Source organism: Variovorax nivicola (assembly GCF_051216475.1).
Lineage (GTDB): Bacteria > Pseudomonadota > Gammaproteobacteria > Burkholderiales > Burkholderiaceae_C > Variovorax.
Genome location: NZ_JBPJZK010000001.1, coordinates 923,654 through 948,823 on the forward strand (window position 1 = coordinate 923,654; position 25,170 = coordinate 948,823).

28 protein-coding genes are annotated in these 25,170 nt (G+C 65.0%); 11 read left to right on the plus strand and 17 right to left on the minus strand.

Features of this window, described 5'->3' with window-relative positions:
* The first annotated feature begins 71 nt into the window (after positions 1-71).
* Positions 72-986, plus strand: a complete 915-nt coding sequence (locus ACSFBF_RS04330) for a LysR family transcriptional regulator (protein WP_435465093.1) — start codon at positions 72-74, stop codon at positions 984-986.
* Here the strand turns inward: ACSFBF_RS04330 and ACSFBF_RS04335 are convergent.
* Positions 983-1,462, minus strand: a complete 480-nt coding sequence (locus tag ACSFBF_RS04335; RefSeq protein WP_435465094.1) for an ester cyclase — start codon at positions 1,460-1,462, stop codon at positions 983-985. The genes ACSFBF_RS04330 and ACSFBF_RS04335 overlap by 4 nt on opposite strands.
* Positions 1,463-1,562: 100 nt before the next feature.
* Here ACSFBF_RS04335 and ACSFBF_RS04340 point away from each other — a divergent pair, with 100 nt between their 5' ends.
* Positions 1,563-2,426, plus strand: coding sequence for a helix-turn-helix transcriptional regulator (locus tag ACSFBF_RS04340; RefSeq protein ID WP_435465095.1), 864 nt, complete (start codon positions 1,563-1,565; stop codon positions 2,424-2,426).
* Positions 2,427-2,445: 19 nt separating this feature from the next.
* Here ACSFBF_RS04340 and ACSFBF_RS04345 read toward each other — a convergent pair whose 3' ends face one another.
* A complete protein-coding gene (locus ACSFBF_RS04345; RefSeq protein ID WP_435465096.1) occupies positions 2,446-3,012 on the minus strand; it encodes a 2'-5' RNA ligase family protein in 567 nt (188 codons plus the stop codon).
* 77 nt (positions 3,013-3,089) lie between these two features.
* Entirely contained in the window at positions 3,090-3,242 is a 153-nt protein-coding gene (locus ACSFBF_RS04350) for a hypothetical protein (RefSeq protein ID WP_435465097.1), read from the minus strand.
* Position 3,243: 1 nt separating this feature from the next.
* Here ACSFBF_RS04350 and ACSFBF_RS04355 point away from each other — a divergent pair, with 1 nt between their 5' ends.
* Positions 3,244-3,852, plus strand: coding sequence for a porin family protein (locus tag ACSFBF_RS04355; RefSeq protein WP_435465098.1), 609 nt, complete (start codon positions 3,244-3,246; stop codon positions 3,850-3,852).
* Positions 3,853-3,925: 73 nt separating this feature from the next.
* Here the strand turns inward: ACSFBF_RS04355 and ACSFBF_RS04360 are convergent, their stop codons facing one another.
* Entirely contained in the window at positions 3,926-4,789 is an 864-nt protein-coding gene (locus ACSFBF_RS04360; protein ID WP_435465099.1) for an SDR family NAD(P)-dependent oxidoreductase, read from the minus strand.
* 152 nt (positions 4,790-4,941) lie between these two features.
* Between ACSFBF_RS04360 and ACSFBF_RS04365 the strand changes: the two genes are divergently transcribed.
* Complete coding sequence (locus tag ACSFBF_RS04365) at positions 4,942-5,910, plus strand: AraC family transcriptional regulator (RefSeq protein ID WP_435465100.1); 969 nt, start codon at positions 4,942-4,944, stop codon at positions 5,908-5,910.
* Between the two features lie 114 nt (positions 5,911-6,024).
* On the opposite strand, the gene guaA is transcribed toward ACSFBF_RS04365, so the two are convergent.
* The 4 genes from guaA to guaB form a co-directional block, all read right to left on the minus strand.
* The gene (gene guaA / locus ACSFBF_RS04370; protein WP_435465101.1) at positions 6,025-7,644 is read right to left on the minus strand and encodes a glutamine-hydrolyzing GMP synthase; all 1,620 of its coding nucleotides are present in this window, start codon (positions 7,642-7,644) and stop codon (positions 6,025-6,027) included.
* An 11-nt stretch (positions 7,645-7,655) separates the two neighbouring features.
* Positions 7,656-8,075, minus strand: a complete 420-nt coding sequence (locus ACSFBF_RS04375) for a type II toxin-antitoxin system VapC family toxin (RefSeq protein WP_435465921.1) — start codon at positions 8,073-8,075, stop codon at positions 7,656-7,658.
* A gap of 11 nt (positions 8,076-8,086) precedes the next feature.
* Entirely contained in the window at positions 8,087-8,335 is a 249-nt protein-coding gene (locus ACSFBF_RS04380) for a type II toxin-antitoxin system Phd/YefM family antitoxin (RefSeq protein WP_093074566.1), read from the minus strand.
* Between the two features lie 167 nt (positions 8,336-8,502).
* On the minus strand, positions 8,503-9,972 hold the full coding sequence (gene guaB / locus ACSFBF_RS04385) for an IMP dehydrogenase (RefSeq protein ID WP_435465102.1): 1,470 nt from the start codon (positions 9,970-9,972) through the stop codon (positions 8,503-8,505).
* Between the two features lie 128 nt (positions 9,973-10,100).
* Between guaB and ACSFBF_RS04390 the strand changes: the two genes are divergently transcribed.
* Positions 10,101-10,631 carry a DUF4124 domain-containing protein gene (locus ACSFBF_RS04390; RefSeq protein WP_435465103.1) on the plus strand — a complete coding sequence of 177 codons (531 nt, stop codon included), beginning with the start codon at positions 10,101-10,103 and terminating at the stop codon, positions 10,629-10,631.
* A gap of 9 nt (positions 10,632-10,640) precedes the next feature.
* Here the strand turns inward: ACSFBF_RS04390 and ACSFBF_RS04395 are convergent, their stop codons facing one another.
* Together ACSFBF_RS04395 and ACSFBF_RS04400 are read right to left on the minus strand one after the other, a co-directional pair.
* Positions 10,641-10,979: an RnfH family protein gene (locus ACSFBF_RS04395; protein WP_435465104.1), complete on the minus strand. Its 339-nt coding sequence runs from the start codon at positions 10,977-10,979 to the stop codon at positions 10,641-10,643.
* Positions 10,979-11,425 carry a type II toxin-antitoxin system RatA family toxin gene (locus ACSFBF_RS04400; protein WP_258355058.1) on the minus strand — a complete coding sequence of 149 codons (447 nt, stop codon included), beginning with the start codon at positions 11,423-11,425 and terminating at the stop codon, positions 10,979-10,981. The genes ACSFBF_RS04395 and ACSFBF_RS04400 overlap by 1 nt, the downstream gene beginning before the upstream one ends.
* Before the next feature lie 70 nt (positions 11,426-11,495).
* Between ACSFBF_RS04400 and smpB the strand changes: the two genes are divergently transcribed.
* The 6 genes from smpB to ACSFBF_RS04430 all read left to right on the plus strand — a co-directional run bounded on the left by smpB (position 11,496) and on the right by ACSFBF_RS04430 (position 15,828).
* Positions 11,496-11,972, plus strand: a complete 477-nt coding sequence (gene smpB, locus ACSFBF_RS04405) for an SsrA-binding protein SmpB (RefSeq protein WP_435465105.1) — start codon at positions 11,496-11,498, stop codon at positions 11,970-11,972.
* A gap of 100 nt (positions 11,973-12,072) precedes the next feature.
* Complete coding sequence (locus ACSFBF_RS04410; protein WP_435465106.1) at positions 12,073-12,441, plus strand: COG4315 family predicted lipoprotein; 369 nt, start codon at positions 12,073-12,075, stop codon at positions 12,439-12,441.
* An 18-nt stretch (positions 12,442-12,459) separates the two neighbouring features.
* Positions 12,460-12,975, plus strand: coding sequence for an RNA polymerase sigma factor (locus ACSFBF_RS04415; protein ID WP_435465107.1), 516 nt, complete (start codon positions 12,460-12,462; stop codon positions 12,973-12,975).
* Positions 12,976-12,988: 13 nt separating this feature from the next.
* Complete coding sequence (locus ACSFBF_RS04420) at positions 12,989-13,807, plus strand: anti-sigma factor family protein (protein WP_435465108.1); 819 nt, start codon at positions 12,989-12,991, stop codon at positions 13,805-13,807.
* Positions 13,808-13,899: 92 nt separating this feature from the next.
* The gene (locus ACSFBF_RS04425) at positions 13,900-14,295 is read left to right on the plus strand and encodes a COG4315 family predicted lipoprotein (RefSeq protein WP_435465109.1); all 396 of its coding nucleotides are present in this window, start codon (positions 13,900-13,902) and stop codon (positions 14,293-14,295) included.
* Positions 14,296-14,406: 111 nt separating this feature from the next.
* Complete coding sequence (locus tag ACSFBF_RS04430; RefSeq protein ID WP_435465110.1) at positions 14,407-15,828, plus strand: hypothetical protein; 1,422 nt, start codon at positions 14,407-14,409, stop codon at positions 15,826-15,828.
* A gap of 17 nt (positions 15,829-15,845) precedes the next feature.
* Here ACSFBF_RS04430 and ACSFBF_RS04435 read toward each other — a convergent pair whose 3' ends face one another.
* Genes ACSFBF_RS04435 through rimP form a run of 7 tightly spaced genes read right to left on the minus strand, consistent with a single transcriptional unit; the run spans position 15,846 to position 25,139 of the window.
* Complete coding sequence (locus tag ACSFBF_RS04435; protein ID WP_435465111.1) at positions 15,846-16,763, minus strand: DMT family transporter; 918 nt, start codon at positions 16,761-16,763, stop codon at positions 15,846-15,848.
* A 19-nt stretch (positions 16,764-16,782) separates the two neighbouring features.
* Complete coding sequence (gene typA, locus ACSFBF_RS04440) at positions 16,783-18,621, minus strand: translational GTPase TypA (RefSeq protein ID WP_435465112.1); 1,839 nt, start codon at positions 18,619-18,621, stop codon at positions 16,783-16,785.
* Positions 18,618-19,574 carry a tRNA pseudouridine(55) synthase TruB gene (truB, locus tag ACSFBF_RS04445; RefSeq protein WP_435465113.1) on the minus strand — a complete coding sequence of 319 codons (957 nt, stop codon included), beginning with the start codon at positions 19,572-19,574 and terminating at the stop codon, positions 18,618-18,620. Before truB ends, typA begins: the two co-directional genes overlap by 4 nt.
* Before the next feature lie 2 nt (positions 19,575-19,576).
* A complete protein-coding gene (rbfA, locus tag ACSFBF_RS04450) occupies positions 19,577-19,948 on the minus strand; it encodes a 30S ribosome-binding factor RbfA (protein WP_070060772.1) in 372 nt (123 codons plus the stop codon).
* 21 nt (positions 19,949-19,969) lie between these two features.
* The gene (infB, locus tag ACSFBF_RS04455; protein ID WP_435465114.1) at positions 19,970-22,957 is read right to left on the minus strand and encodes a translation initiation factor IF-2; all 2,988 of its coding nucleotides are present in this window, start codon (positions 22,955-22,957) and stop codon (positions 19,970-19,972) included.
* Between the two features lie 24 nt (positions 22,958-22,981).
* Entirely contained in the window at positions 22,982-24,475 is a 1,494-nt protein-coding gene (nusA, locus tag ACSFBF_RS04460; RefSeq protein ID WP_435465115.1) for a transcription termination factor NusA, read from the minus strand.
* A 16-nt stretch (positions 24,476-24,491) separates the two neighbouring features.
* On the minus strand, positions 24,492-25,139 hold the full coding sequence (gene rimP / locus ACSFBF_RS04465) for a ribosome maturation factor RimP (RefSeq protein WP_435465116.1): 648 nt from the start codon (positions 25,137-25,139) through the stop codon (positions 24,492-24,494).
* Between the last annotated feature and the right edge of the window lie 31 nt (positions 25,140-25,170).

Below are 25,170 nucleotides of genomic sequence, written 5' to 3' on the forward strand. Positions count from 1 at the left end.
CGCGGCCCCTGCTGATTGACCAATAGAATTTGGTGAATCCTCTCCATCACCGTGATGAATAAAGGTGTGCCATGCAACTCAAGGACATCGACCTCAACCTGCTGCTGGTGTTCGACCGCATGCTGGCCGAGAAGCGCGTGTCGGCCGTCGCCGAGTCGCTCGGGCTCTCGCAGCCGGCCATCAGCAATGCGCTGGCACGGCTGCGCAAGCTGCTGGGCGACGAGCTGTTCCTGCGTACCGCGCGCGGCATGGAGCCCACGCCCTTCGCGCTGCAGCTGGCCGAACCGGTAGCCTACGCGATGGGCGCGCTGCACACGGCGCTCAACCAGCAGGTAGTGTTCGACCCCGCCACGAGCACGCGCGGCTTCACGCTCGCGATGACCGACATCGGCGAGATCTACTTCACGCCGCGGCTGATGGAAGCTCTGTCGGTGGCAGCGCCCGACGTGACCATCAGCACGGTGCGCAACAACACCGCAGCCAGCCTGCGCGACGAGCTGGAAGCCAGCCACGTCGACATCGCCATCGGCCTGCTGCCGCAGCTGAAAGCCGGCGTGTTCCAGCGCAGGCTGTTCCTGCAGCGCTATGTGTGCATCTTTTCAAAGGAGCACCCGCTCGCGCGCAAGCGCAGCGTGTCGCTCAAGGACTTCAGCGCGGCCGACCACGTACAGGTGCAGGCCGCCGGCACGGGCCATGGCAAGGCCGACGACGTGATGGCGGCGCAGGGCATTCACCGGCGTATCAAGCTCAAGGTGCCGCACTTCGTGGCTATTGGCCACATCCTGCGCTCCAGTAGGATGATCGCGACCGTGCCCGAGCGGCTCGCGCAGAGCATCGCCGAACCTTTCGGGCTGGTGTGGCGCCCTCACCCGGTGGCGTTGCCACAGATTGCGATCAACCTGTTCTGGCACGCGAAGGCGCATCGCGATCCAGGCAACCAGTGGCTGCGCGGATTGCTGTTCGACAACTTCGCGGACGGCGGCTAGGCGCCCCCAGGACGAACGACGATGCCGAGCGCGATCCACGCCTCCAGCGCGTCCACCACATCCCAGTGTTCAATCAGCAGGCCGTCTTGCAGCCGATAGCGGTCTGCCGTCGAGAAGTGCAGTGCCTTGCCCGTGGCCGGCACGCCGAAGAAGACACCGGTGTGCGTTCCTTCCCAGAACGTCATCGCCATGAGGCTCGCCTCTTCGACCAGCACCTCCTGGTGCACCGGTCTCAGGTCGGGCAGGCCGACATGGAAGGTCTTCGCGAACTCCTTGTAGGCCGGCCGCACGTCGATATGCGGTACGTCGGCCGCCAGCGCCGCCTGGCGCACGGCCTCCAGCAGTGGCCGCACATTCGGGCTGTGGCTCGAGAACTCGGGATGCAGATGGTCGTCGATGGCGGTGAGATCGTGTGCGTTGTAGAGCCGGCGGCGAAAGTCGAGGAAACGTTCCCTGACGCGGGCGGTGGATGTCATTCAATGGTCCTTGGTCGGTTGAAAAAGGCAGCGTAGAAGGCCTACCATCCCTCGACAAGACAAGAAGTTATCCGGGTATAAAAACCATCAGCCTCGCACCATGACCCCACCGCTGACCACGCCTGCACGCGCTGAAATGGCCGCGTTCCTCAGGAGCCGGCGCGAACGCCTGCAGCCCGCGGAAGTCGGCCTGCCGACGACGGCGAGGCGGCGCACACCGGGTCTGCGGCGCGAAGAAGTCTGCCAGCTCGCAGGCGTCGGGCTGGCCTGGTACACGTGGCTGGAGCAGGCACGCGAGATCGATGTCTCGGCGCATTTTCTCGATCGCATTGCGCGGGCACTGAAGCTCGATGCAACCGAACGCGCCCATCTCTTCACGCTGGCACACAACCGGCCGCCGCCGATCGTGCCTGGCCCCTCTCTCACGGTCACGCCGCATCTGCGCCGCATGCTCGATGCGGTCACCGGCCCGGCCTACCTGGCTACCGCCTCGATGCATGTGATCGCGTGGAACGCCGCGCTTGCTGCCGTGTTCGGTGACCTCGCAGCACTTCCACCCGAAGACCGGAACATGCTGTGGCTGGTGTTCGCCAGCCCGGTGCATCGCGCTGCGATTCCGCAGTGGGAGACCGATGCGCGCGCCATGCTCGCGCGCTTTCGCGTCGAGTTCGGCCGGCACCGCGACGATCCGGCCTTCCTGGCATTGATCGAGCGTTTGCAGATCGCCAGCCCCGAGTTCAGGCAATGGTGGCCGGACCACGACGTCAGCATGCGCACCGACAGGGCCAAGCGCTTCGAGGTGCGCGGCGTCGGCCGGATGGAACTGGAGCAAAGCTCCTTCATGGTCGAGGAGTCGCCGGACATGCGGCTTGTGGTCTATACGCCGGTCGATGAGCAGAGCGCGCGGAAGGTGAAGCTGTTGCAGCGCCGTTGGGCCGCATCGACGGCCATGCCTGCGCGGTGATCAGCGGCGCGTTCGCATCTCAGGCAGCCGCCGGACTCTGCGCAGCGGCAGGCCACCGGCCCAGCACCTCGTGCACGTCCTCGCCGACGTGACTGTCGATCAGCACGAGCGAAGCCGCGGTCCATCGGACCGGAGCTTCGAGCGCGTGCTTCTCGAGCTTGCGCCGCGCGTAGGCCACGGTCATGTGCGGAGTGAATGAACGCGAGGGTTTCAAGCCGGCATCGGCCAGCGCTTCGCCCAGACGCTGCCTGAAAACCCGGAGGGCCGAGACGTTCGCTTCGTCGTCGGCGCAAAGCACCAGGGCGCCCTTCGCGTAGCTCATGGCCTTCTCGAAAACGACGTCGAATGCCGGCACGGGCACCGAGGCGGCGGCGTTCGAAGCCTGCGCCACCTTGTCGGCCGGCACCTGCGCGTAGTCGCCGAGATCGAACAGCGTGACATGCAGGCGGTGCGCTTCGACCAGCGTGCCTTTCAGGGTGTGCTGTGAATTCATGCGCTCGCCGAGCGCGGCGATCGTCGCGGCGTCTTGCGTGTCGGGGAGCAATGCGAGAAAGAGCGTGTGCGGCAATGGTTCCTTGCGGAGCACCTTGCTTCGTGAGCGCGGCAGGGGCCGCGGCGGGGGATCGATTCCGGGAAGAAAAAGCTGTTCTGGCATTGCTCCGATCATCGCGCATCGAAGGTGCGCTTCATGAGCCCTTCAGCAAGCGCAAAGCTCTTCTTCAGATTGGAATTTGAGAATCGTCGCACGTCGGTGGCTGAGCGAAACAGCCGGTCACGCGTCGCATTGATCCCAACAGCTCCAACCAGGAATTTCATCTTGAAGCATTCGCTTGCCTGCACCACCCTCACCGCCTTGTTGCTCGGCACCACCGCCATCGGCGCGCACGCCGCCGCCCCGAACGCCGACACCGGACTCTATGTGGGCGGCGCCATCGGCCGCTCGAGCTACAGCCTGTCGTCTTCCAATCGCGTACCCATGCCATGGGGCGGCCAGAAGAGCAGCAAGGCCGGCACAGCCTACAAGCTCTACGGCGGCTACAGGCTGACGGAGAACTTCGGTGTGGAAGCCGGCTATGCGCGCCTCGGTCGCGTGAGCCAGTGGAGCTCGGGCGGCGCTTACTCCCGCCTGCAAAGCGGTACGGGCCAGGTCTTCTACGCAGCCGCCACCGCGCGCCTGCCGCTGGGCGATTCCTTCGCCATCAACGGCCGCCTCGGCATCTCGCGTGGACGCATTTCCGGCGACAACAACTGGGTGCCGATCAACCAGCGCATCTCGGGCAGTTCCACCGGCGTGATGGCAGGCTTCGGCGCGGAGTACCGCGTGACGCAGAACCTGGCGATCACCGCGGACTACGACTACTTCGGCAAGCTGTCAAAGCAGGCCAAGGGCGGGATGTTGACGGTGGGTCTGAAGGCGAGCTTCTGAGCAAGAAGAAAGGCGCGCGCCGCTTTGGCGCGCCGCCAACCCGAGAAGTCCTCCCGCGGGAGGACTCGCTCCGTTACTCGGAAGGGAAATCGGGCAGCGGCCCCTCGGAAGCAATATCCGTCCATGCGCTTACAGCCTTCCAGCGCTCAGCAGCAGCATTTCTCGCTGCATCGGCTCCAAGTGCTCCCTGGAATGCGTCTGAGCCGAGGAGGATGTGGGGCGGCAGGCGATCAGCTCCAGCGACACCGACTACAACCTGCGCGACCTTTTCAGGATCGCTTGGTTCATTGCCCCAATACGCTTCCAGTTGCCGGACAGTTTCCCCAACCGAGGCTTCATAGTCCGGCAACATGGCAGGCACGCTTCCAAACGCTCGCTTGCCCCAATTCGTGCGCATACCGCCTGGCTCGAGTGCGGTCACTTTGACTCCAAACGATGCGGCTTCAAGAGCGACTGTCTCGGCAAAGCCGCCCACCGCCCACTTGGCAGCAATGTAAGCCGCATTGCCGGCCAATGCAGACCGCCCGCCGACGGATGAAATCTGGATGATGTGACCGCTCCTCTGTTGGCGCATCACAGGAAGGGCAGCCCGCGTGAGGTTCACGACACCAAAGAAATTGGTTTCCACAACACGACGAAAGTCGTCCGAAGAAACTTCTTCAAATGGCCGCGTTTCACCAAACCCCGCATTGTTTACGAGAACATCAAGGCGTCCGAAAGCTGAGATGGCAGCGTCTACGGCAGCGACGCTCTCTCGCTCGTCGGTCACATCGAGACGGACCGGCATGACGCGAGAACCATAAAACTTGACCAAGTCATCCAACTGGCTCACATCACGCGCAGTCGCTACGACACGGTGGCCCGCCTCCAGCGCCTTAGCTGTGATTGCCCGGCCCAAGCCGGAGCCGCTACCTGTAACAAGCCATGCTTTAGACATATTCGATCTCGTATCCATCAGTTCGTGATGGGGTCTAACTCTATGCATGGCTGCAGGTGGTCGTTAGCCTGATCCTTCCCGATCATTGCCTGATCGTCTTGCCGGGCGCGGATTTCTTGTCCGGGCAACAGCCCCCTGGGCACAATGACTCGATGGTTCTGATGAATGACGCTCAGCTTCAGCCGACTCGGCCCGATGAAGACTCGAAGGGCGCGTGGCTGCGCGCGCGCCTTCGCTCACATCTATTGGCGCACTTGCCTAAAGCTGGCGACCACGTATCCGCGTTGCCGGGCCTGACTCTGTATCGTCGCGATGGACCCACCGGACCCGCCTCGATGCTCTACGAGTCCAGCGTCGGCTTCGTCGTTCAGGGCCGCAAGCGTGTCGTCCTGGGCTCGGATGCCTATGAATATGACGCGGCCAAGTTTGTTCTGACGGCGGTGGATCTACCCACGATCTCGCATGTGCTGGAGGCCAACCCCAGCCGCCCCTGCCTGTCCATGATGTTGAAGCTGGACTTTGCCATGGTGCAGGCGATCGGAGGGGAGATCGACCTGCAAGGCATCGCCGCGACGAGCAACGCCGAATCTGGCATGACTTTCGGGCATATGACCACGGAACTGCTTGACGCTTTCGTGCGACTCTCCGCGCTTGCTGACAAGCCCCAGGACATTGCGATCATGGCGCCGCTGGTGCTGCGCGAAATTACATATCGTCTGCTTATGGGGCCGTCGGGCAGCCACCTTCGTCGCATTGCCAGACAAGACCCCCGGCGCGACAAGATCCTGATTGCAATCACCTGGCTACGTGAGCATTACGCTGAAGCGATCCGCATCGAGGATCTGGCGGAAATAGCTGCAATGGGGGTTTCGACTCTGCACCATCACTTCAGCGCCATCACGCACATGAGTCCGCTGCAGTATCAGAAGCATATTCGGCTCCATGAAGCGCGACGTTTGCTGTTGACCGAGGGGCTGGACGCGACCTCTGCCGCGTACCGTGTCGGCTATGAAAGCGTGACCCAGTTCAGTCGCGAGTACAGGCGACTGTTTGGCAATCCCCCCATTCGCGACATCTCACTGCTACGCGGCGGCTTGGATGAACAGCCCGGCAATCTCTGAAATGCACATCACGCCGAGGGACACGGGCCCGCAGCAAGCCCGCCTAGACGATGTCGCAGTCAGTGGCCGCGATTGCCGGCGTCCCGGAGAGTCCGCTGCCACTGCTCGATTTCGTCACTCCCACTCGATCGTCGCTGGCGGCTTGCTCGACACGTCGTAGGTCACGCGATTGATGCCCCGCACTTCATTGATGATGCGCCCCGACACCTTCTTCAGCAACGCATACGGCAGCTCAGCCCAATCGGCAGTCATGAAGTCGCTGGTCTGCACGGCGCGCAGTGCCACCACGTAGTCGTAAGTGCGGCCGTCGCCCATCACTCCCACGCTCTTGACCGGCAGGAACACGGTGAAGGCCTGGCTCGTGAGGTCGTACCAGGTCTTGCCCGTTTCAGCGTCGGTGAAGTTGCGCAGCTCTTCGATGAAGATCGCGTCGGCGCGGCGCAGCAGGTCGGCGTATTCCTTCTTCACTTCACCGAGGATGCGCACGCCCAGGCCCGGGCCGGGGAACGGATGGCGGTACACCATCTCGGGCGGCAGGCCGAGCGCCACGCCCAGTTCGCGCACTTCGTCCTTGAACAGGTCGCGCAGCGGCTCGAGCAGCTTGAGGCCGAGCTGCTCGGGCAGGCCGCCCACGTTGTGATGACTCTTGATGGTGACGGCCTTCTTGCTCTTCGCACCGCCCGACTCGATGACATCGGGGTAGATGGTGCCTTGCGCAAGGAACGTGGCGCCCTTGTGGCCACCGTCGCCCGCCTTGAGCTTGGCGGCTTCCTGCTTGAACACGGTGACGAACTCGCCGCCGATGATCTTGCGCTTGGCTTCAGGGTCGCTCACGCCGGTGAGCTTGCCGAGGAACAGGTCGCTGGCATCGACGCGGATCACCTTCGCGTGCAGCTTGCCTTCGAACATCTCCATGACCATGTCGCCCTCGTTCAGGCGCAGCAGGCCGTGGTCGACGAACACGCAGGTCAGCTGGTCGCCGATGGCGCGGTGGATGAGTGCGGCTGCCACACTCGAATCCACACCGCCCGAAAGGCCGAGGATGACTTCTTCGTCACCCACCTGCTCGCGGATTTTCTCGACGGCTTCGGCGATATGGTCGCGCATGACCCAGTCGGGCTTGGCTTCGCAGATGCCGAGCACGAAGCGCTCGATGATTGCCTTGCCCTGCACGGTGTGCGTCACTTCGGGATGGAACTGCAGCGCGTAGTAGCGGCGCGCCTCGTCGGCCATGCCGGCGATGGGGCAGCTGTCGGTGCTGGCCATGAGCTTGAAGCCCGGCGGGAGTTCTGTGACCTTGTCGCCGTGGCTCATCCACACGTTGAGCATGCCGTGGCCTTCGGGCGTGGTGAAGTCGGCGATGTCCTTCAGCAGCGCGGTGTGGCCGTGCGCGCGCACAGCCGCAAAGCCGAATTCGCGCTTGTGGCCGCCTTCGACCTTGCCGCCGAGCTGGTGCGCCATGGTCTGCATGCCGTAGCAGATGCCGAGCACGGGCACGCCAAGGTCGAACACAGCCTGCGGGGCCTTGTCGGTGGTCTCTTCGTACACGCTGGCGTGGCTGCCGGAAAGGATCACGCCCTTGAGGTGGCCGTCGGCGGCGTATTCGCGCACCCATTCATCGGTAACGTCGCAGGGATGCACTTCGCTCAGCACATGGGCTTCGCGCACGCGGCGTGCAATGAGCTGCGTAACTTGCGAGCCGAAGTCGAGGATGAGGATCTTGTCGTGTTGCATGGCGAAAGGACTCAGAGCGTTGAAATGTCGAACAGCTTGACGCCCGCTTGCGGCGCCGCCTGGATGAGTTGCTCGTCGAAGGTGGCGAGCGGGAGATTGAGCGACTTTGCGAGCCAGAGGTAGCCCGCGCCGTAGAGCGAAACGCCGGCATCGATGGCAACCGCGAGCACGGCCTTGTGCTGGGCCGGCGCGAGTTCGTGCAGTTCGACGCGATGGCGGATGGCGTCGAGCACGCTCCACAGCCCTTCGACTGCAGACGCCGGAATGCGGCCGCTGCGCACGCCGTTGGCGAGGATGTTGGCGCACTCCCACTGCCAGGCGTTGGGCGCCTGCGGCTCGACCTCGTCGCGACGGATGGCGGCGTAGAGCTTGCGCGTGTGTTCGCTGGCCATGTCGGGCAGCAGCCAGGCAGCGGTGACTGAGGCGTCCATAACGAAGGCTGTCACGATTGGCGCCCTTCGTCGAGCAAGGCGCGCAATGGCAGGCCGGGCTGGATGGTGGCGTGCAGCGCGTCGATCTGGCCGAGTTCGCGCTCGATCTGCTCGTCGGTGATGACCGGCTTGCGGCGCACCGGCAGCATGCGCACGACTTCCTTGCCGTGGCGGGTGATGCGAACCTCCTCGCCCTTTTCGACCAGGTCGATCAGGGCCGAGAAGTTGTTCTTGGCTTCAGCGATGCCGATGGATTGCATTTGGGCCAGAAAATTTGAATCTGGCCCAAATTCTAAACTCAATCTGGCCTGACTTTCAAGGTCTGGCCAGATTGGGCTTCAGGCCGGCACCGGGCCGCCCCAAGGCGGCCTGCGGCCCCCTCGGGGGGGCAGCGACTCACACGCAGTGGGGGAGCGTGGGGGCCAGACTACTCAGCGCGGTAGTTCGGCGCTTCCTTCGTGATCTGCACGTCGTGGACGTGGCTCTCACGGATGCCGGCCGTGGTGATCTCGACGAACTCGGCCTTGTTCTGCATGTCCTCGATGGTCGCGCAGCCGCAGTAGCCCATGCTGGCGCGCACGCCGCCGGCCATCTGGTAGACGATGGAGACGATCGAGCCCTTGTAGGGCACGCGGCCTTCGATGCCTTCGGGCACCAGCTTGTCGGTGTTGGGGTTGCCGGTGGTCGATTCCTGGAAGTACCGGTCGGCACTGCCCTGCTGCATCGCGCCGATAGAGCCCATGCCGCGGTAGCTCTTGTAGCTGCGGCCCTGGTACAGCACGATTTCGCCCGGCGCCTCTTCGGTGCCGGCGAACATGCTGCCCATCATGACGGTGCTGGCGCCGGCCGCGATGGCCTTGGCGATGTCGCCCGAGTAACGCACGCCGCCGTCGGAAATCAGCGGAATGCCCGTGCCCTGCAGGGCGGTGGCGACGCTGTCGACCGCCATGATCTGCGGCACGCCCACGCCGGCCACGATGCGGGTTGTGCAGATGGAGCCGGGGCCGATGCCGACCTTGACCGCATCGGCGCCGGCGTCGGCCAGCGCGCGCGCGGCGTCGCCGGTGGCGATGTTGCCGCCGATGACGTCGACCTGCGGGTAGTTTTTCTTGACCCAGCGCACGCGCTCGATCACGCCGAAGCTATGGCCGTGAGCAGTGTCGACCACGATGGCGTCGACGCCGGCCTTCACCAGGGCTTCGACACGCTCTTCGGTGCCATCACCCACACCGACCGCAGCGCCCACGCGCAGGCGGCCGTTGGCGTCGCGTGCTGCATTGGGGAAGCTGGTCTGCTTGGTGATGTCCTTGACGGTGATGAGGCCCTTGAGCTCCCAGTCGCCGTTGATCACGAGCAGGCGTTCGAGCTTGTACTTGTTGAGCAATGCCTTGGCTTCGGCCAGCGTGGTGCCGTCGGGCACGGTGATGAGCTTCTCGCGCTGGGTCATGATTTCGCTGACCGGCACGTCATAGCGGTTCTCGAAGCGCAGGTCGCGCCCCGTCACGATGCCAACGACCTTGCCGCCATCAACCACCGGGAAGCCCGAGATGCCGAGCTGGTCTGACAGCGCCATCACCTGGCGTACCGAGTGCGTCGGGGTGATCACCACCGGGTCGCGCAAAACGCCCGACTCGTAGCGCTTCACGCGGGCCACTTCGGCCGCCTGCTGTTGCGCGGTGAGGTTCTTGTGCACGATCCCGATGCCGCCCTCTTGCGCGATGGCGATCGCTAGGCGGGCTTCGGTCACGGTGTCCATGGCCGCCGAGACGAGCGGCAGGTTCAGCGTGATGTTGCGGGAGAGTTTGGTGGCGAGGGAGGTGTCCTTGGGCAGGACCTGGGAGAACGCTGGCACCAACAACACGTCGTCGAAGGTGAGCGCTTTGCCGAGAAGGCGCATGGGTGAAGCTCCAAAAGACGGATTGTAACGAGGCGCCCGGCCTGTTCGCCGGCCCGGGCTTTTCCCCAGCGTTGCAAAACTACCTAAGCGGTATGTTGCAAAAAGTAAGGCCCGGCTAAACTTCGGGGATGAAATTCGTGCACTGGCTGGTACTGGGATGTGTCGTTGCGCTGCCGCTTTCGGCAAGCGCGCAATGGCAATGGCTCGACAAGAACGGCAAGAAGGTCTTCAGCGATCAGGCGCCACCGCCCGATGTGCCCGAGAAGAACATCCTGCGCCGCGTGGGCCCGCCGCCAGCGGCGCGCTCCACTGCGAACCCCAACGTCGATGCACCGCCCACCGAAGGCGCGCCGGCCGAGACAACTGCGCCGGCCAAGACGGCGGGTACGCCGAAGCCGACGGGCGTCGACAAGGAGCTCGAGGAAAAGACCAAGAAGGCCGAGGCCGAAGCAAAGGCCAAGGAAGCCGCCGAAGCTGCCAAGATCGCAAAGGCCAAGGCCGACAACTGCGCTCTCGCACGCCAGGGCAAGGCCACCGTCGACAGCGGCATCCGCATTGCCAAGGTCAATTCGCAGGGCGAACGCGAGATCATGGACGACGCCGCGCGCGCCGCCGAGCAGAAGCGCCTTCAGACGGTCATCAACAGCGACTGCAAGTAGCCCGGCAACTCAGTAGCCGGCCTTGCCGCCCTTGCGGCGATTCGCGAACAGGCCGGTTCCCTTCGAGCCCTGGCGCTGGAACCGCTCCCGCCGCGCCACCTTGGGGTCCACCGCGAGGGGACGGCACAGCTCAATGCGGTCGCCGTCCTTCAGTGCCTGGTCCCACTCGACCCCCCTGCCCCAGATGCCCGGCGTCATCGCATGACGCCAATCCAGATCCGGAAAACGCAGCGAAAGATCGCTGGCCCGCACGGCGTCGGCCAGCGTCGTCTCAGGCGAGAGCTGCAGCACCTGCTCGAACACCTCGCGCGCCGCGGGCGAGCAGCTCAGCGTGACCTCGATGGTCATCAGGTTGCGCCGTAGACGTGCTCGGCGCGCTTGACGAAGGCCTCGACAAGGCTTGAGGCGATGGTGTCGAACACCGGGCCGACCAGCGCCTGCAGAGCGAAATTGCTGAAGCCGTAGCTCATGTGCAGCTCGACGCGGCAGGCGCGCTCGCCCTGCTCACCCACGGGCACGAACTTCCATTTGCCGTCGAGGTTGGAGAACGGTCCATCGACCAGCTTCAGCTGCACCTCGCGCCCCGGAACATGGGTGTTGCGGGTGGTAAAGCTCTGGTGCAAACCGGCAAAGGCCAGGCCGACTTCGGCCGTCATGCCGGCTTCGTCCTGCTCGATGATGCGGGCCTTGTCGCACCAGGGAAGAAACTGCGGATACCTCGCCACATCGGTGACGAGCGCATACATCTCTTCGGCGCTGTACCAGATGAGGACGGACTTGTTGACTGTTTTCATAGAATCGACACAGGACACAGCGTGCGCGACGGATTGTATTGAAGCCATGCAGCCCCCACATTCCCGAGTCATGGCCACAAAGAAACAAGATACCTCCTCCCGCATCGCCGACAACAAGAAGGCCGCGTACAACTATTTCTTCGAAGAACGCTTCGAGGCCGGCATGGTCCTCGAAGGCTGGGAAGTCAAGTCGCTGCGCGAAGGCAAGGTGCAGCTCACCGATGGCTACGTGGTGATCCGCAATGGCGAACTGTTCGTTGTAGGTTGCCAGATCAACCCGCTCAAGAGCGCGTCCACCCACGTCAACCCCGATTCAGTGCGCACCAAGAAGCTGCTGCTGAAGAAGGACGAAATCCGCCGCCTGATCGGCAAAGTCGAGCAAAAGGGCTACACGCTGGTGCCGCTCAACCTGCACTGGAAGACCGGCAAGGTGAAGTGCGAGATCGCGCTCGCCAAGGGCAAGGCCGAGCACGACAAGCGCGACACCATCAAGGACCGCGAAGGCAAGCGCGAGGTCGAGCGCGCTATGAAGAACCGCAGCCGCTGAATCTTTTTTTGCGGGCAATGGAATAAAAGACGGGTTGCGGGCGTTTGTGCGGTTGTCACCGGACCACCGGTGTCGCCATACACAACCCAGGAGTCTTTCCATGTCGCCTTTTCGCGCATCTTCCGCCGTATTGCTGAGCGCCGTTCTCGCGCTCCCCGCCTTCGCCCAGCCCAAGCCCGCCGACGGCGCGCTGGTCGGTGCGAACGGCATGACGCTCTACACCTTCGACAAGGACACGGCCGGCAACGGCAAGTCGGTCTGCAACGGCGGCTGTGCCACCAACTGGCCGCCCTTCATGGCCGCCGACACTGATAAGCCGAGCGGCGACTTCACCATCGTCACCCGCGACGACGGCAAGAAGCAATGGGCGGCCAAGGGCTGGCCGCTGTACTACTGGGCCAAGGACACCAAGCCGGGCGACAAGACCGGCGACGGCGTCAACGGCACCTGGAAAACCGCCAAGCCCTGATCGACCGATCCACGCCCCATGGACGCCCGCCTGCTGGTCGAGCACATCCCGAGCCTGCGCCGCTACGCGCGGGCACTCACGGGCAATGCGTGGGCGGCCGACGACCTTGTGCAGGACACGCTGGAGCGCGCCTGCAGCAAATGGCGTCTGTGGGTGGTGGGCAGCGACCTGCGCGCGTGGCTTTTCACCATCATGCACAACATCTTCGCGAGCCAGGTGCGCCGCACGCCACCGCCCCAAGCCGTGGTGTCGCTCGACGATGTGCCGCACGAGCTGCAGGGCGGCGTCGACCCCGGCCGCGACCAGGGCACCAGCCTCGACCTGCAGCGCTGCCTGATGCAGTTGCCGGATGAACAGCGCGCCGTGCTGCTGCTGGTGACGCTCGAAGACTTGTCGTATGCCGAAGTGGCCAAGGTGCTCGGCATCCCGGCCGGCACGGTGATGTCGCGCCTGTCGCGTGCCCGCGTCCGGTTGCAGGAACTGATGGACGGAGCGTCAGCGCCCGTTCGCCCCGGCCTGCGCCGCCTCAAATGAAACCCGCCGCACCATGAGCCGCCCCGCCCCGCCCCCTACCGACGACGAGCTGCACGCCTGGGTCGATGGCCAGCTGGCCGCCGACCGCCACGGCGCGGTCGAGGCAGCCATCGCCGGCGATCTCGCCGTGGCCACCAAGGTCGCGGCCTGGCACACGCAGCGCGACGCCCTGCGCCGGCTGCACGGCGAGCTGCTCGATGAACCGATTCCCGCTGCCCTGATGGGCGCACTCGATCGGCATCTGCCGCGAACGGCGCGGCACGTCTCCTGGTTGCGCTGGGGTGGCATGGCGGCCGGCCTGCTGATCGCCTTCGCTGCCGGCTGGCTTGGGAATGCGCAATGGTCCGCGCCGCGCGGCGGCACGCAACTGGCCAAAGTGCCGGCGGTGCGCGAATTCGTGCACGACGCCTCGGTCGCGCACGCCGTCTACGCACCCGAAAAAAGACACCCCGTCGAAGTGGCCGCCTCCGAGCAGCAACACCTGGTCCAGTGGCTCTCCAGGCGCCTTGACCGGCCGCTGAAGGTGCCCGACCTCTCCACCCAGGGCTACACCCTGGTCGGCGGCCGCCTGCTGCCCGGGGAAACCGGCGCGCGCGCCCAATTCATGTTCGAGGACGCTGCCGGCGAGCGCGTGACGCTCTACATCGGCACGCTGGACGCCAATGCCGCCGGGGCCACCGCCGCACGCGAAACCGCCTTCCGCTTCGCCTCCGAAGGCCCCGTGCCCAGCTTCTACTGGGTCGACCAGGGCTTCGGCTATGCCCTCGCCGGCAAGCTGCCGCGAGAAGTTCTGCTCAAACTTGCGACGCTGGCCTACCGCGATTTGTCGTAGCGACCGCATAAACTGCCGGTCGCGCAATCACATTGCCCGGCTTTCCGTCACCAGGCTTGTTTTCGCGATTTTTCAACTGAAGGAGAAACTGCATGAAATTGCTCAGCGCCTCGATCCTCGCGGCGGCCCTGCTCGCCGGCTGCGGCGGCATGTCCAACAAGACCGCCAGCGCCCCCGACACGCCCACCCGCACCGCCGACGGCGTGCTGGTCGGACCGAACGGGATGACGCTGTACACCTTCACCAAGGACACCGCCGGTTCCGGCACCTCCGCCTGCAACGCCCAGTGCGCCGCCAACTGGCCCGCGCTCGGCGTGGCCGACACCGCCAAGCCCATCGGCGGCTACACCATCATCATTCGCGAAGACGGCAAGCGCCAGTGGGCCTACAAGGGCTGGCCGCTGTACTACTGGGCCAAGGATGCCAAGCCCGGTGACAAGACCGGCGACGGCGTGGCCGGCGGCGCCTGGAAAGTCGCCCGTCCCTGATCCCTCGCGGATCTGACGCAAGAACGCCGGCTCCTGCCGGCGTTTTCTTTATCGGCTTTTCCCGGTGTTTCCCGGTGTAGAAGCCAGCACCACCCACGGCAGAATCCCCGCATGAGCTCTGACGCCAATCCGGATGCGTTCCTCGCCCTGCTGACCCAGGGCCTGATCAGCGACGCACAGCACGACGCCGCGCGCGCCCACTCCGAAACCGCCGCCCTTCCCCCGCTCCCGAGCCCGGCCCATGCGCTGGCCTGGATGCGCGTGCGCGGCCTGGTCACCGAGGAAGAACAGAACGCGGCGCTCGACAAAATCGGCGACGACGCCCCACACGCCGACGACGCGGCCGACACCGCCATCGATGCCGATGACCTCATCGAGCTGGCCGAGCAAGGCATCACGCACGAGGCTATCCAGGCGCTCTTCAAGGACAGCCTCATCGACACCGAGACGCGCGACATGGCGCTGACGGAAACGCCGGTCGTGGGCACCGTGGCCGCTTCGCCCGTGGCCACGCTGGCCTGGCTGGCGACCGAAGGCCCGCTCGAAAAGGAACGCTTCGACGCCCTGCGCGCCCAGGTAGCAGCCGAGCCGGCCTTTGCCATGGCCGCCGAGCGCACGCGCATCGTGAACGAGGCACAGGCTCTGATCGAAGCCGATGAGCAGGCCGTCAAGGCATGGCAGGCCCGCGCGCAACGCAGCCGTCGCATCGGCGCGTGGAAGTTCATCCTGGCCGTCGCAGTGATCGGTGGCGGCCTCGGCTGGTACGTGTTCGCCCCGGCCAGCGTGCCCGCCTGCGACGCTGCCTCCACGCGCAAGACACTCGACAGCCTCATGCGCCGCGTGACCATGGACGTGCGCATGCGCCATCTCGACCCGAACGCCGGCACCGTGATCGAGACGCCTTCCGTCGGCAGCATGCGTGAAGTCGGCTACCGCAAGCCGGAGCGCGTGCGCGGCTGCGTGGCAGTCATGACGCGGGGCGAGAGCAAGGAACCCATGGCCTACACCATCGGCCCCACGGAGCCCAAGAGCGACGAGATGGTGGTGCGTGGTGCGGACGTCGCCATCGTCGAGGCACGCTTCGGGCACCTCGACGCCGATGGCAGGCCGCTATACAACGCCGAGCCCATCGGCCGCGAGGCGATGGAAAAAGCCTTCCGCGAAGGCGCGGCGCCGCTGAGCGCGGCACGGTCGGCTTCCGCCATGCGCATGCGCCCGCGCACCGACTCGGGCCTGGTGCGCAAGGACCCGAACCGATCGCGCGAGATCGCCGAGATCGAGCCCACAGGCCCCTGCCGCAAGCTGGACGACGGCGCGGGCCACGCCTGCCCGCTGGTCATCGAATACAACGACAGCCTGCTGGGTGCCCTCTCGGGCAGCGACACCTCATTACCGGTGACCGGAGAATTCACCTTTGTGGAAGACAACGGCAACTGGCGCGTCAGCGACGACTTTCCCAAGACCTTCGTACGCAAGGTGCTCGAAGCCCGCCTGAGCAGCATGGGCGTCACCGACGCGGCCATGCCGCAGTAGGCAGAAGCGCCAGTCGGTCAGTGCGCGCCCGGCACCGCGGTATCGGCGACCGTGGTGCGCCGACCGCGCAGCGCCAGCAGTTCGTTGAACACTAGCGCGCCGATGACCAGCGCCCCGCCGGTCAGCACGCTCGCTGCGGGCTGCTCGCCCGCACCGATCCAGGCCAGCGCGATGCCGAAGATCACTTCAAGCAAGGCCAGCAACGCGACTTCGGGCGCCTTCAGCACCTGGACGCACAGCACCGACAGAACGCAGGGAATGGCGAGCTGGAACACGCCCAGAAAGGCCAGCAGCCCAAGGTCGTGCGCACTTGCACGGAAAGGCCACGCAAATGGCAGCGTGAAGAGCGCAGTGAGCACCGCGCCGATCAGCACCGCGGGCACCAGATCCACCTTGTGGCCCTTCGCCTGCGCGTGCTGAACCACGGTCCAGTTGGCTGCGCCGGCCAGCGGCACGCACAGCGCCAGCAGCGTGCCGGCCAGCGATCCGCCCCCACCCTGCATCAACTGCGTGCCGTACATCCAGCCGATGCCCGCACCCGCGACCACGATGGCCAGCCAGGTGCGCGCGGGCAGCTTATGGCCGATGAAGAAGCGCGCCGCCAGCGCTGTGAGCAGCGGCCCGAGCGACATGGTGACGAGCACGCTGGCCGTCGAAGCCAGCGTGAGCGCGACCATGAAGGCCGTGAACATCACGGCCCAGCACACGCCCGAGATCCAGAGTTCGCGCCCGCCGCGGCGCAGTTGCGAGAACACGGCGCGGCCCCGCCAAAGCGGCAAGATCACCAGCAGCGCCAGCGTCGTAAAGAGGCTGCGCCAGAAGGTGATCTCGAAACTGTGCGCCTGCGCCAGGTGGCGGGTGACGACGCCCGCCGTGCCCCACATCAGGGTCACGACGACCATCAGCCAGACGGCGCCGCCGTGCGTCAGGCGCATGGCAAATCGACGGAGTCGATCAGCCTTGCGACGTATCGCGGCCGGCGCGCTTGCGCTCGTGTTCCTTCAGGTAGCGCTTGCGCAGGCGCACGCTCTTGGGCGTGATTTCGACCAGTTCGTCGTCCTCGATGAATTCCACGCCGTATTCGAGCGTGAGTTCGATCGGGGGCGTGATCTTGATCGCGTCTTCCTTGCCCGAGACGCGGAAGTTCGTCAGCTGCTTGGTGCGCGTGGCGTTCACCACCAGGTCGTTGTCGCGGCTGTGGATGCCGACGATCATGCCTTCGTACACCGGATCGTTCGCCTTCACGAACATGCGGCCGCGGTCGTCCAGCTTGCCCAGGGCGTAGGTGAAGATTTCACCGTCGTCCATGGAGATCAGCACGCCGTTCTTGCGGCTGCCGATGTCGCCCTTGTGCGGCTCGTAGCTGTCGAAGATGTTGCTGATGAGGCCCGAGCCGCGCGTCAGGTTCAGGAATTCATTCGTGAAGCCGATCAGGCCACGCGCCGGAATGCGGTACTCGAGGCGCACGCGGCCACGGCCGTCCGGTTCCATGTTGACCAGTTCGCCCTTGCGCTCGCCCAGAGCCTGCATCACGCCGCCCTGGTGCTGGTCTTCGATGTCGGCCGTCACCAGTTCGATCGGCTCGTGCTTCTCGCCGTTGACGGTGCGGAACACCACGCGCGGCTTCGACACGGCCATTTCATAGCCTTCGCGACGCATGTTTTCCAGCAGGATGGTCAGGTGCAGTTCGCCGCGACCCATCACTTCGAAGATGCCTTCTTCGTCGGTTTCGTTCACGCGCAGCGCAACGTTGTGCTGCAGTTCTTTCTGCAGGCGGTCCCAGATCTGACGGCTGGTGACGAACTTGCCTTCGCGGCCGGCCAGCGGGCTGGTGTTGACGCAGAAGTTCATCGTCAGGGTCGGTTCGTCGACCTTGAGCATCGGCAGCGGCGCGGGGTTCGTGGGGTCGGTCACGGTGACGCCGATACCGATGTCGGTAATGCCGTTGATCAGCACGATTTCACCCGGGCCGGCTTCAGTGGCCTGCACGCGGTCCAGGCCCTGGAAGGTCAGCACTTGGTTGACACGGCCCTTGATGGCCTTGCCGTCCGGACCTTCCATCACCACCACGTCCATCATCGGCTTCAGGGTGCCCTGGCTGATGCGGCCCACGCCGATGCGACCGACGAAGGTCGAGAAATCGAGCGCGGAAATCTGCAGTTGCAGTGGCGCGGCGGGATCACCCTTTTGCGCCGGCACGTGCTTCAGGATGGTGTTGAACAGGGCCGACATGTCGGGGCCCCACTGCTCGCCCTGAGCGCCTTCTTCCAGCGACGACCAGCCGTTGATGCCCGAGGCATACACCACGGGGAAGTCGAGTTGTTCGTCGGTTGCGCCGAGCTTGTCGAACAGGTCGAAGGCGGCGTTGACCACCTTGTCGGGGTTGGCGCCCGGCTTGTCGACCTTGTTCACCACGAGGATGGGCTTCAGGCCGAGGGCCAGTGCCTTCTTGGTCACGAAGCGCGTTTGCGGCATCGGGCCTTCCTGCGCGTCGATCAGCAGCACCACGCCGTCGACCATCGACAGCGCGCGTTCCACTTCACCGCCGAAGTCCGCGTGGCCCGGGGTGTCGACGATGTTGATGTGCGTGCCTTCCCAGGTCACGGCGCAGTTCTTGGCCAGGATCGTGATGCCACGTTCCTTTTCGATGGCGTTGTTGTCCATCACCGTGTCGACCACTTTCTCGTGCTCGGCGAAGGTGCCGGACTGGCGCAGCAATTGGTCGACCATCGTGGTCTTGCCATGGTCCACGTGGGCAATGATGGCGATATTGCGAATTTGCTTGGTACTCATGGTGTCGCTTCGGTCTGTTGTGCGTTCAAAAGAATTTGCTGGATTTCGATGGGGTTCAGCAAGCGCCCCGGGATCAGTTCGCCGGCCGTTACATGGGCTGTGCCCAGGAACGCCTGCGGGTCGGAGCCGAACACGGCCACCTCATCGGCATCGGCCCAGCCGCCACGGCGGCGCAAGCCCGAAAGAAAACGTGCCGCATCTTCCGCGCCGAGCGTGACGCGGCTGTGGCCGTCCACCAGGGCTTCGGCAGGCAGGAGTTGTGCCAGGCGCTCTTCCTCGTCCATGGCTTCGAGCGCTTCGAGCGTGATGCACTGGGCCTCGACGAAACCGCCCGTGGCAGTGCGGCGCAGCGAGCTCAGGTGCGCACCGCAGCCAAGCGCTTCGCCGATGTCTTCGCCGAGGGTGCGGATGTAGGTGCCCTTGCTGACGGAGGCGAGGATGCGGATGACGTCATCGCCGATCGCGCTGAGTTCGAGCTTGTGGATCACGACATCGCGCGGTGCCCGCTCGACTTCGACGCCTTCACGCGCGTATTCGTACAGCGCTTTGCCGTCCTTCTTGAGCGCGCTGTGCATCGGGGGCACCTGGCGGATCGGGCCGGTGAATTGCGCCTCGACGCGCGCCAAATCTTCAGGCGTGACGTGCACCGGCCGCTCGGCGATTACTTCGCCCTCGGCATCGCCGGTCGTGGTCTTGATGCCCAGGCGGGCCGTGGCCTCGTAGGTCTTGTCGGCATCGAGGTGCAACTGACTGAACTTGGTGGCCGCGCCAAAGCACAGCGGCAGGACGCCGGTGGCGAGCGGATCGAGCGTGCCGGTGTGGCCCGCTTTTTCGGCGCGCAGCAACCACTTGGCCTTTTGCAAGGCCTGGTTGCTGGAGAGTCCCAGCGGCTTGTCGAGCAACAACACCCCATGCACAGGGCGCCGCTGCACCCTTGTGCGTGGCGCGTTCATGGCTAGTCGTCTTTCGAGCGCGAAGCGACAGCTTGCGCGATGAGCGCGTTCATGTCGGCCGCACGCTCGGTGGTGCGGTCGAACAGGAAGTGCAGCGTGGGCACGGTGTGAATGTGCAGGCGCTTGAACAGGCCGTTGCGCAGGAAGCCCGCGGCTTGGTTCAGCGCTTCGGTCGTCTCGGCCACGTCGCCCGTGAGCAGGCTGAAGAAGACCTTCGCGTGCGCATAGTCGGGCGTGACCTCGACGGCCTGGATCGTGACCATGCCCACGCGCGGGTCCTTCAACTCGCGCGCGATCAGCTCCGTCAGATCGCGCTGGATCTGGTCGGCAACCTTGAACGCGCGATTGGGGGCTGCGGCTTTTCTCTTCGGCATGGACTTTCTCGCATGGAACGCTTACAGCGTCCGGGCGATTTCCTTGATCTCGAAGAATTCGAGCTGATCGCCCTCTTTGATGTCGTTGTAGTTCTTGAGCTTGATACCGCACTCAAAACCTTCGCGGACTTCGCGCACATCGTCCTTCATGCGCTTGATCGAGTCGACTTCGCCCGTGTAGACCACCACGTTGTCGCGCAGCAGGCGGAAATGCGCACTGCGGTTGACCGAGCCCGAGGTGATGTAGGAACCTGCAACGGTACCGATCTTCGAGGCCACGAACACCGTGCGGATCTCGGCCGAGCCGATGATTTCCTCGCGGCGCTCCGGTGCCAGCATGCCCGACATCGCGACCTTGATCTCGTCCACGGCGTCGTAAATGATGCTGTAGTAGTTCAGCTGCACGCCATTGTTCTCGGCCAGCTTGCGCGCACCGGCATCGGCACGCACGTTGAAGCCGATCACAACCGCCTTGGAGGCGATGGCAAGGTTGATGTCGCTTTCGCTGATACCACCCACGCCGGCGTACACCACCTGCACCTTGACCTCGTCCGTCGCCAGCTTGAGCAGCGATTGCGCCAGCGCTTCCTGCGAGCCCTGCACGTCGGCCTTGATGATGATGCGCAGCGTCTGCACTTCGCCCGCCGACAGATCGGTGAACATGTTCTGCAGGTTCGCGGCCTGGGCCTTCGCCAGCTTGGTGTTGCGGAACTTGCCGGCACGGTAGGTGGCGATTTCGCGCGCACGGCGCTCGTCGCTCATCACCATGAACTCGTCGCCCGCTTGCGGCACTTCGGTCAGACCCTGGATTTCGACCGGGATCGACGGGCCTGCCGTCTTGGTCGACTTGCCGTCTTCGTCCAGCATGGCGCGCACGCGGCCGTAGGTCGAACCGGCCAGCACCACGTCGCCGGTCTTGAGCGTGCCGGACTGAACCAGCACGGTGGCAACCGGGCCGCGGCCCTTGTCGAGCTGAGCTTCGATGACCAGGCCCTTGGCAGCGGCATCCACCGGCGCCTTGAGTTCCAGCACTTCGGCTTGCAGCAGCACTTGCTCGAGCAGGTCGTCAATGCCCTGGCCCGTCTTGGCGGACACCGGCACGAACGGCACGTCGCCGCCGTACTCTTCGGGCACAACTTCTTCGGCCACCAGTTCCTGCTTCACGCGGTCCAGGTTGGCGTCGGGCTTGTCCACCTTGTTGATGGCAACCACGATCGGCACACCAGCCGCCTTCGCGTGCTTGATGGCTTCCTTGGTCTGGGGCATGACGCCGTCGTCGGCGGCCACCACCAGGATCACGATGTCGGTAGCCTGCGCACCGCGGGCACGCATGGCCGTGAAGGCCTCGTGACCCGGGGTGTCGAGGAACGACACCATGCCGCGTTCGGTTTCCACGTGGTAGGCACCGATGTGCTGCGTGATGCCGCCGGCTTCGCCCGCTGCGACCTTGGCGCGGCGGATGTAGTCGAGCAGCGAGGTCTTGCCGTGGTCGACGTGACCCATGACGGTCACGACCGGTGCGCGCGGCAGGGCTTCGGCGGTTTGCGCCGACACGTCCTCGTCGGTGAAGGCTTCCGGGTCGTCCAGCGCGGCAACCACTGCGGTGTGGCCCATTTCCTCCACCAGGATCATTGCTGTGTCCTGGTCGAGCGACTGGTTGATGGTCGCCATCTGGCCGAGCTTCATCAGTTGCTTGATGACCTCTTGCGCCTTGACGGCCATCTTGTGCGCGAGCTCGGCCACCGTGATGGTTTCGGGCACGTGCACTTCGAGAATGCGCGCCTCGACCGGTGCGGCCGGCGCGTGTTGCTCGTCGTGACCACCGCGGTCGTTGCCACGGCGACCGCGCGGGCCTCCGCGCCAGTTGCCGCGACCGACACCACCGCTGGCATCGCCGCGGGTCTTGATTTCCTTCTTCTTGGCAGGATCGCCAGCCCAGCTCGACGAGAGCTTCGCGGACTTGACTTCCTTGCCTGCGGCACCGGCGGCGCCGGGTGCAGCTGCTGCAGCGCCGGGCGCGGCAGGTGCGCCGGCACGCGCTGCGGGAGCCGTTGGCTTGTGCAGCGTGCCCTTGACCGCGGCCTTTTCGGGCTGCGGCTTCTCGGGCGCCTTGTGCGGCACCAGCACGCGGGCCGGTGCGTTCATCATGGCGCGGATGGCTTCGGCTTCGGCAAGGGCCTTGCGGCGACGCTCGTCGAGATCCTTGGCGCGCGCGGCTTCTTCGTCGGCGCGGGCCTTCGATTCGGCGGCGGCCTTGGCCTTCGCGTCTTCCTTGGCCTGCGTCGCGGCGGTTTGCGCGGCGAGCTTGGTGTCGGCAGCCTTCTGCTCTGCAGCAGCGGCGGCGGCCGTCACGGCGGGCGCGGGGGCAGCCGCCGGCTTGGTGGCCGTGGTGCTGTCCTTTGCGCTCGCGGCAGCAGCGGCTGCTGCGGCAGCGGCCTTCTTCTCGGCGGTTTCGGCGGCGACGCGTGCGGCTTCCTGCTCGGCCTTTTCAGCCTTCTCGGCCTGCTCGCGTTCGCGGGCTTCGGCTTCTTCGCGCAGGCGGCGCTTTTCGGCCAGCTCTTCTTCCTGGCGGCGGATCAGCTCGGCCTGGCGGCGCGCTTCTTCCTCGCGGCGGGCCAGTTCGGCTTCGTCGATGTGGGGAGCGGCGGGCGCGGCGGCAGGCGCCTCAGCCACGTGCTGCGCCGTCTCGGGCGTGGCCGGGTGACCGTCTTCGCGCTGGATGAAGGTGCGCTTCTTGCGCACCTCGACCTGGATGGTGCGGGCGCGGCCGGTGGCGTCGGCCTGCTTGATCTCGCTGGTCGACTTCTTGGTCAGCGTGATCTTCTTGCGCTCGGGCTCGATGGTGCCGTGGCTGGCCTTCAGGTGGCCGAGCAGGCGCTGCTTGTCAGCCTCGGTGAGCGCATCGGTGGCGGCCGCTTTGGGCACACCTGCACTCTTGAGCTGGTCAAGCAAGGTTTCGGGAGTCTTCTTGAGCTCGTTCGCGAACTCGGCGACAGTGGTACTGGACATATTGGTTTCGTGCCTCCATGACCGTCACTCTTGGCCGGCGAACCAGTGTTCGCGGGCTTTCAAGATGAGGGCTTTGGCGTCATCGGCGCTCTGGCCGGTGATCTCGGTGAGTTCATCGACCGCGAGGTCGGCAAGATCGTCACGGGTGTTCACACCCGCTTCGGTCAGCTTGGGAATCAGCTCGGGGTCCAGGCCTTCGAGGTCGTGCAGGTCTTGCGACACCGTCGACTGGACCTCGACACCCTCTTCCTTGGCGATTTCCATGGTCAGCAGCGCATCCTTGGCACGCGAGCGCAGCTCATTGATGGTGTCTTCGTCGAAGGCTTCGATTTCCAGCATTTCTGAAATTGGCACATAGGCCACTTCTTCGAGGCTGTTGAAGCCTTCCGAAATGAGGATGTCGGCGATTTCCTCGTCGACGTCGAGCTTTTCCATGAAGAGCTTGCGGCTGGCATCGGTTTCGGTCGCCTGCTTCTGGGCCGACTCGTTGGCGTCCATGATGTTGATCTTCCAACCGGTGAGGTCGGAAGCCAGGCGCACGTTCTGGCCGCCGCGGCCGATGGCGATGGCGAGGTTTTCCTCGTCGACCACCACGTCCATGGCGTGCTTTTCTTCGTCCACCACGATCGACGACACATTGGCCGGGGCCAGCGCACCGATCACGAACTGGGCCGGGTCTTCGCTCCATAGCACGATGTCCACGCGCTCGCCGGCGAGCTCGTTGGTCACAGCGTTGACGCGGGTGCCGCGCACGCCGACACAGGTGCCGATGGGGTCGACGCGCTTGTCGTGCGATAGCACGGCGATCTTGGCGCGCGAACCCGGGTCACGGGCGCAGCTCTTGATTTCGAGCAGGCCCTGCTCGATTTCGGGCACTTCCTGGCGAAACAGCTCGATCATGAACTCGGGAGCCGAGCGCGACAGGATGATTGGCGCGCCGCGCAGCGTCAGGTCGACTTCCATGATCATGGCGCGCACGCGGTCGCCGTTGCGCAGGTTTTCCTTGGCGATCATCTCGCTGCGGCGCAGGCGACCTTCGACACGGCCGGCCTCGACGATGATGTCGCCCTTGTCCAGTCGCTTGACGGTGCCCACGAAGATCTTGTCGCCGCGCGACATGAAGTCGTTGAGCAGCATCTCGCGCTCGGCGTCGCGGATCTTCTGCAGGATGACCTGCTTTGCGGCCATGGCGCCGATGCGGCCGATCGGCACCGAGTCCACCGCTTCTTCGATGTACTCGCCGACTTCGATGTCCGACATTTCTTCCTTGGCTTCGAACAGGAGGATTTCCTGGTCGGGCAACTGCAGACCGGCCTCGTCGGGCACGACGTGCCAGCGGCGGAAGGTTTCGTAGTCGCCGCTGTCGCGATCGACCGCGACGCGAATGTCCACGTCGCCCTGATGGAGCTTCTTGGTGGCTTGCGCCAGCGCGGACTCGACCGCACCGAAGACCACGTCACGCTCGACGTTCTTCTCGCGCGAGATCGCATCCACCAACATCAACATTTCGCGATTCATGCCACCACTCCTCTAGTCAGTCCGGAACCTGCGTTCCGTCGTCAATATCCGAAAAACCCGGTTGGGTTTTGGCCTTGCGGCCCTTGAAATCCACAATAGGCGCGAGCCGCGCTTCGCGCAGCTCGTCCAGCACGAAGCCCAGCGCCTGCAGCGTTGCAGGCGCGCGCTTCTTGCTCACTTTTTGACCCGGCTTGGACTCCGGCGCATCTCTCCAGACGATTTGCCAGCCCTGGGCGCCGACGGCACCCTCTACCTGTGCAACACGCTCCAGCGTGCCGCGAAACTTCTTGCGGCTGGCCGACACCTGGCCCGCCGCCGCGGCACCCATGGGCGCCTTGAGCGTGATGTCGATCACCTCGCCCACGAAACGCTCGAAATCCTGCTCATTGCGCAGCGGACGGTCAATACCGGGCGAGGACACCTCGAGCCGCTTGTAGTCGACACCATCGACCTCGAGCGCGAATTGCAATTGGCGCGTTACCTTCTCGCAGTCTTCGACCGTCACGAAGGGCTCTGGCACGCCGGCAGCAGCATCTTCGGAGGTGGGGGCCGTCCAGGGCAAATCAATCGTCACGCGCAGCAATCCCCCGGCCGAGCGTTCGATCTCGACCAGGTCATAGCCAAGACCGGCCACGGTTTGTTCCACTATTTGCTGCAATGCCACGTGTTCGAAGGTGCCTTTTAAATACTGGGTT

Bases quoted from the DNA above. Each gene is read 5' to 3' on its own strand.
- ACSFBF_RS04330 (WP_435465093.1), top strand. From the start codon at position 72: ATGCAACTCAAGGACATCGACCTCAACCTGCTGCTGGTGTTCGACCGC.
- nusA (WP_435465115.1), bottom strand. From the start codon at position 24,475: ATGAATCGCGAAATGTTGATGTTGGTGGATGCGATCTCGCGCGAGAAG.
- smpB (WP_435465105.1), top strand. From the start codon at position 11,496: ATGGCCACAAAGAAACAAGATACCTCCTCCCGCATCGCCGACAACAAG.
- ACSFBF_RS04435 (WP_435465111.1), bottom strand. From the start codon at position 16,763: ATGCGCCTGACGCACGGCGGCGCCGTCTGGCTGATGGTCGTCGTGACC.
- ACSFBF_RS04340 (WP_435465095.1), top strand. From the start codon at position 1,563: ATGACCCCACCGCTGACCACGCCTGCACGCGCTGAAATGGCCGCGTTC.
- guaA (WP_435465101.1), bottom strand. From the start codon at position 7,644: ATGCAACACGACAAGATCCTCATCCTCGACTTCGGCTCGCAAGTTACG.
- typA (WP_435465112.1), bottom strand. From the start codon at position 18,621: ATGAGTACCAAGCAAATTCGCAATATCGCCATCATTGCCCACGTGGAC.
- ACSFBF_RS04380 (WP_093074566.1), bottom strand. From the start codon at position 8,335: ATGCAATCCATCGGCATCGCTGAAGCCAAGAACAACTTCTCGGCCCTG.
- ACSFBF_RS04375 (WP_435465921.1), bottom strand. From the start codon at position 8,075: ATGGACGCCTCAGTCACCGCTGCCTGGCTGCTGCCCGACATGGCCAGC.
- ACSFBF_RS04360 (WP_435465099.1), bottom strand. From the start codon at position 4,789: ATGTCTAAAGCATGGCTTGTTACAGGTAGCGGCTCCGGCTTGGGCCGG.
- ACSFBF_RS04395 (WP_435465104.1), bottom strand. From the start codon at position 10,979: ATGACCATCGAGGTCACGCTGAGCTGCTCGCCCGCGGCGCGCGAGGTG.
- ACSFBF_RS04430 (WP_435465110.1), top strand. From the start codon at position 14,407: ATGAGCTCTGACGCCAATCCGGATGCGTTCCTCGCCCTGCTGACCCAG.
- ACSFBF_RS04365 (WP_435465100.1), top strand. From the start codon at position 4,942: ATGGTTCTGATGAATGACGCTCAGCTTCAGCCGACTCGGCCCGATGAA.
- infB (WP_435465114.1), bottom strand. From the start codon at position 22,957: ATGTCCAGTACCACTGTCGCCGAGTTCGCGAACGAGCTCAAGAAGACT.
- ACSFBF_RS04400 (WP_258355058.1), bottom strand. From the start codon at position 11,425: ATGAAAACAGTCAACAAGTCCGTCCTCATCTGGTACAGCGCCGAAGAG.
- ACSFBF_RS04335 (WP_435465094.1), bottom strand. From the start codon at position 1,462: ATGACATCCACCGCCCGCGTCAGGGAACGTTTCCTCGACTTTCGCCGC.
- guaB (WP_435465102.1), bottom strand. From the start codon at position 9,972: ATGCGCCTTCTCGGCAAAGCGCTCACCTTCGACGACGTGTTGTTGGTG.
- rbfA (WP_070060772.1), bottom strand. From the start codon at position 19,948: ATGCCGAAGAGAAAAGCCGCAGCCCCCAATCGCGCGTTCAAGGTTGCC.
- ACSFBF_RS04415 (WP_435465107.1), top strand. From the start codon at position 12,460: ATGGACGCCCGCCTGCTGGTCGAGCACATCCCGAGCCTGCGCCGCTAC.
- ACSFBF_RS04425 (WP_435465109.1), top strand. From the start codon at position 13,900: ATGAAATTGCTCAGCGCCTCGATCCTCGCGGCGGCCCTGCTCGCCGGC.
- ACSFBF_RS04410 (WP_435465106.1), top strand. From the start codon at position 12,073: ATGTCGCCTTTTCGCGCATCTTCCGCCGTATTGCTGAGCGCCGTTCTC.
- ACSFBF_RS04350 (WP_435465097.1), bottom strand. From the start codon at position 3,242: ATGAAATTCCTGGTTGGAGCTGTTGGGATCAATGCGACGCGTGACCGG.
- ACSFBF_RS04420 (WP_435465108.1), top strand. From the start codon at position 12,989: ATGAGCCGCCCCGCCCCGCCCCCTACCGACGACGAGCTGCACGCCTGG.
- ACSFBF_RS04390 (WP_435465103.1), top strand. From the start codon at position 10,101: ATGAAATTCGTGCACTGGCTGGTACTGGGATGTGTCGTTGCGCTGCCG.
- truB (WP_435465113.1), bottom strand. From the start codon at position 19,574: ATGAACGCGCCACGCACAAGGGTGCAGCGGCGCCCTGTGCATGGGGTG.